Origin of the sequence: Bartonella sp. LB28NMGDW, from assembly GCF_042194435.1 — a bacterium.
In the GTDB taxonomy this organism is placed as follows: domain Bacteria; phylum Pseudomonadota; class Alphaproteobacteria; order Rhizobiales; family Rhizobiaceae; genus Bartonella; species Bartonella grahamii.
In genome coordinates, this window is record NZ_JBHIMX010000068.1 from 1 (window position 1) to 1706 (window position 1706).

A 1706-nucleotide genomic window follows, 5' to 3' on the forward strand; every position below is an offset into this window, starting at 1 on the left:
ATCCTTTAAAGCCTTTCAAAAGAAAGGGATTATAATCATAAGAAATGCTATCAAAACTATTATGGTACTTAGTTTTGAAGGTTTTGAGGGTTCCTTTTCCCCCCCTTATATATTTTTTTCAATCAAAAATAAAATAATACATATAAGAAGCACCCCCAAAGCCCCCCCAAAACTAATGATGGGGAGTGCTTTGCAGGTTCACTTTTATATTGTTTAATGTTTTATAAGATTTCCAAATTGCTTCAGTGTGATGTCTTATGACTTTTCACTAAAGGATGCTGTTCATAACGTATGATAGGTCTACCGCCTTGGGAGCTATTGTCTCCAGAGATTTCACGAAAAACCGTCATCGTTTATTCCACGCTGTATTGCTTGAATGATGGGAATAATTCGTGAGGGTTGAATGTTTCCAATCATAGATAAAGTGACATGAGGGATAAAAATGGTTCCACGCTCGGTACGGTCATAGGTAAATTGATCATCTTCATTAAAAGCCGTTAGATAAAAAGCACGGTCTGTTTGATATTCTCTTCGTTCCAGATTGGCTAAAAAACCAGACAATTCATCACGCACCATTAAGAGATCACGGGGGTTTCTTTTAAGAGTTCCCTAAGCTTTTCGACCATGACATCATTGATAATAAAACGTCGTTTACCAAGAGTATCATCATTATTTTTACGAGTAGAAACTAAGCGGTGTGCAAAGTGATTATGCCAATCATATTCGCAATATTAGAAAAATAATAATTTATCATTATTTACTAATAGGGAGCGCAGTATTGTAGAAAATAATTTGCTTCAATTAGCAAATACATAAAAATACAGTTGATTAAGGAAATTTTTGCTTTGTATGAAGCACACGTAAAATACGCACAACGCCATTTGAAATATCATAAATCATGATATAATTTGGATGTACAATAAGTTCACGTGTATTTACAATTCGTCCTAAACGACCAAGAGTAGGAAATTTAACAAGTTTTTCTACTTTTTCAGATAAAAGTTGATCAAATTTTAAGGCAGCAGAAGGATTATCTTGTGATATGTATTCACGTATCTTTTTGCGGTCAACGTGTGCTACTTGTGTCCAAATTAGCTTCATAAAGTTGATCTATCGAGTTTACTTTGTGTTTTTAAGCGCCATTCCTTTGCTTCTGATTCGATTTCTTCAGAAGATATTATATCACCTGCATTAGCAGAGTTTATCCCTAATTGAACTTGTTCCCGAAACCATAAATCGTATGCACTTTTTTCTTTTTGTTCTTTTACGATATCGCGCATATAATCGCGCAATAATTGTGCAGCAGATCTATCACACGCCTTTGCTGCTTTGGAAAATTCATTTTTTAATACATCATCGACGCGAAAGGTAAATGTTGTCTCAGCCATTTTACGACTACTTAATGTGTTATAATGTAATTCTAATGTAATACATTTTTACTATTTCTTCAATAGCTACTGTTAGAATAGATATCTTATATCTATTTTGCATTTTCATAGGGTTGAAAGAGGCGCCCATGCCAAACCCTCAGCACAGCACGTGTAATGCCCTGCGCATGCGTAAAAGAACACATCATTTAAAATCCTATAACGTTGCGTCATAGGACAGATTGTGCTATCTCCAGGGTGATGAGCTTGAGAAAGCCTTGTCCGTCCTTACGTGACAAGGTTTTCTTTTTATGCTGCGTCGCTTTGACGTTGCTGTTT

General features: G+C 35.3%; 2 protein-coding genes and 1 pseudogene. All 3 read right to left on the reverse strand.

What is annotated here, in order from left to right; genetic code table 11:
- Window positions 1-342: 342 nt before the first annotated feature.
- Window positions 343-668, reverse strand: a pseudogene (locus ACFIKG_RS09105) (DUF3987 domain-containing protein); the annotation flags it as partial.
- Window positions 669-828: 160 nt separating this feature from the next.
- On the reverse strand, window positions 829-1101 hold the full coding sequence (locus tag ACFIKG_RS09110) for a type II toxin-antitoxin system RelE/ParE family toxin (protein ID WP_208438787.1): 273 nt from the start codon (window positions 1099-1101) through the stop codon (window positions 829-831).
- Complete coding sequence (locus ACFIKG_RS09115) at window positions 1098-1388, reverse strand: CopG family ribbon-helix-helix protein (RefSeq protein ID WP_375626706.1); 291 nt, start codon at window positions 1386-1388, stop codon at window positions 1098-1100. The genes ACFIKG_RS09110 and ACFIKG_RS09115 overlap by 4 nt, the downstream gene beginning before the upstream one ends.
- Window positions 1389-1706: the final 318 nt, after the last annotated feature.